The 2828-nt window shown below is 62.8% G+C and carries 3 protein-coding genes; 1 reads left to right on the top strand and 2 read right to left on the bottom strand.

The window, feature by feature from the left end; all coding sequences use genetic code 11:
- Positions 1–740: SOS response-associated peptidase family protein (locus tag AC1DWU_RS23075; protein WP_477152363.1), on the bottom strand; the 740-nt coding region annotated here is incomplete at its 3' end.
- 127 nt (positions 741–867) lie between these two features.
- Here AC1DWU_RS23075 and AC1DWU_RS23070 point away from each other — a divergent pair.
- A complete protein-coding gene (locus AC1DWU_RS23070) occupies positions 868–2526 on the top strand; it encodes a Na/Pi cotransporter family protein (RefSeq protein ID WP_477152362.1) in 1659 nt (552 codons plus the stop codon).
- 115 nt (positions 2527–2641) lie between these two features.
- Here the strand turns inward: AC1DWU_RS23070 and AC1DWU_RS23065 are convergent.
- Positions 2642–2828, bottom strand: a 187-nt coding sequence (locus AC1DWU_RS23065) for a hypothetical protein (protein WP_477152361.1), incomplete at its 5' end; no start/stop codon positions are given.

Here is a 2828-nt window from a genome sequence, read left to right as displayed (position 1 = left end):
TCTTTCGGGCCGACCGAAACCACCTGCAGCACGCCGGGCGGCAGTGGCCGCTGCAGTAGTTTGGCCTCCTCCCATGGCGCTGTCATCCAAATCTCGATCTCTTCGGGCGTGGTGAGGATCACTGGCATGGCGTCGGGATTCGCCTGCGCCACGACATCGTTCGGATCGGTGGTGAGGAAGGCGAAGAGATCCGTGGTGATCATCCCCTCGGAGGTCTTGCGCACGCTGGTCCATTGCGGCGCCACGATCCCGGCGAAGTAGGCCAGCGGCCGATCGGCGTCAAAGGCGAACCATGTGTTGCCCCGCTTCTTGCCGTCAGGGCCGGTTTGGCTGCTGAACTCGGCAAAGCTGGTGAACGGTACGATGCAACGGAATTCCGGCGCCAGCCAACGTTTCCAGTGCAGGCTGTCGGTGTTGCGCACGTTGTGGGTGCCGCGATCGGGCTCCATCCGCACCATCACCTCGAACTCGTCGGGGCTGATGTCGCGTCCCTGCGTTTGGATTAGCTTATTCGCCCGCTCTTTCGCCGCGAGATAGAGCGCCCGGGACGAACTCGGCATCCCCCACCGCACTTTGATCAGTTCGCGAAAGCCCGGCTGGTTCCGGATGATCGGCGCCAGCATGTCGGGATAGATCCCCGTCTGCGGTGGCAGGTTGCCGATATTTGTTGCCACCTCGAAGGTGAATCGCAGCCGTCGCAGGGCTTCGAGATTGGTGGTGATAGAGTAGGCGTGGCACATGACCGCCACGCTAGCGGCCTTACTGGTTCCGGATCAAGCCGGAGGAACACCTCAGGCGACATGAACGGTTGCGCGAGTGGATCGTTGTGCATGAAATAGGTTGGGGGGCAAATCGACTGGAGCATCCATGGACGCCTTGCTCACAATCCTCAACATCGCCGGCGCTGTTTCCCTACTCTTGTGGGGCACGCATATGGTCCAGACAGGGATGCAGCGGGCGTTTGGGCCGCGACTGACTGCCGTTCTGTCGAAGACACTGACCAACCGAGTGCGCGCATTCTTCGCGGGCATCGGCGTCACGACCCTCCTGCAATCGAGTACCGCCACCGGTTTGATGGCGACGAGTTTTGCTGCCAGAGGGTTCGTGGCCCTGGTGCCGGCGATGGCGATCATGCTGGGGGCCAATGTCGGCACAGCGCTGATCGTAACGGTGCTATCGTTCAACGTCGTAGCGTTATCACCGCTACTGGTGCTGATCGGAGTGCTGCTGTTCCGTCGTGATGGCGGGGCGATGCCGCACGACCTGGGGCGAGTATTCATCGGGCTCGGGATAATGATCCTGGCGCTCCACCAGATGCTCATGATGCTTGAGCCACTCGCGCATTCGGTCGAGCTTGTCGGCATGCTCGGGGCGATCGCAGCTATGCCGGTGCTGGCGATCGCGCTCGGGGCAGTGTCGGGGTGGCTCGCGCATTCGAGCGTGGCGGTGGTGCTGCTGGTGATGTCGCTCGCCGCTAGCCGGGTCATCGCACTTGAGCCGGCACTTATGCTGGTTGTCGGCGCCAATCTCGGAACGGCGCTCAACCCGCTCCTCGAAGCAACCGCCGGTGGTCCTGAGGGGAGGCGGCTGCCGCTCGCCAATCTCGGTAATCGCTTTCTTGGCGCCGCCTTGTCGTGGCTGCTGATCGGACCGATCCTAAATGGGCTCGTCGCGGCTGGCCTAGAGGGAGCTGCGGCGGTGGCAAGTTTTCACCTCGTCTTCAACCTGGTGTTGGCGCTGCTAACGCTGCCGTTCCTGACACCCCTATCGCGCCTTCTCGAGCGGCTGATCCCGGATCGGGTCGACCCAGCCGATCCCGGACAACCGCTCTATCTCGATCGTGCGGCGCGAGAGACGCCCATCGTGGCGATCGGAGGCGCTGCTCGTGAGGCGCTGCGATTGGCTGATGCCCTTGAAACGATGCTCTCAGGAGCGCGAGAGGCGCTGTCCAGCGGAGACCGCAAGCTGATTGCCGACACTCGGGCTCGCGACGATGTGCTCGACAGCCTTAACATGGCGATCAAGCGCTATCTCAGTGAGTTAGATCCAGAGGCGTTGAGTGAGGATGACCAGAGAAGGTTGCAGGCAATCCTGATGTTCGCGATGAACATGGAACAGGCAGGAGACGTTATCGACCGCAACTTGCTTCCGCATGCCACCAAACGGCTGAAGCGCGGTCTGCTGCCTGACGCCGATAACGAGGCGGAGCTCATCGATATGATGGACCGCCTCATTGCGAATACCCGGACGGCGGCATCGCTACTTGTGACTGAGGATGCGCGAACTGCCCGCGGGCTGGCAGAGGAAAAGCTCGCGTTCCGTCGCTCTGAGGCGCAGGCAACCACGACGCATTTTGCCCTGATGCGCGACGGGATCACCGCGGCATCTCAATCCAGCGCGCTGCATCTGGATCTGATCCGCGACATGAAGCTGGTGAACTCCCACATCGTGGCGGCCGCCGCTTATCCAATACTAGACCGCGTGGGCGAGCTGCTGCCAACGCGCCTAGCTTCGCCGGCCGAATAAGCGAGCCGAGCACCGACGTCAGTGCAACCAGAGAACCCTGGTCATCGGTATCCCGACTGACGCTTGAGTGACGGGCGACCAGGGCACCGCCGCATCATCCCGATGCGGTCCCCCCTCAGTTGGCGTTGGCCATTTCTCCAGCTGCCGCAAGCGCAGCCAGCGCGCGGTCGGCCAGCGCGGCCGCATCGACGGCCGGCAGTGCGTCGGTGGCGTAAGACACGGTCACGTCGAGCGCCCCCAGCCGTTCGGCCCCAAGCACCAGTATCGAGGGGCCGACGAAATCGATGCCCACTCCCATGGTT

The organism is Devosia sp. P2_G7 (assembly GCF_056403495.1).
The sequence above is the reverse complement of the archived record's forward strand: the minus strand, read 5'-3'. Positions and strand labels throughout refer to the sequence as shown.

Coding starts and splice junctions, on each gene's coding strand:
- AC1DWU_RS23070 (WP_477152362.1), top strand. CDS start 868: ATGGACGCCTTGCTCACAATCCTCAACATCGCCGGCGCTGTTTCCCTA.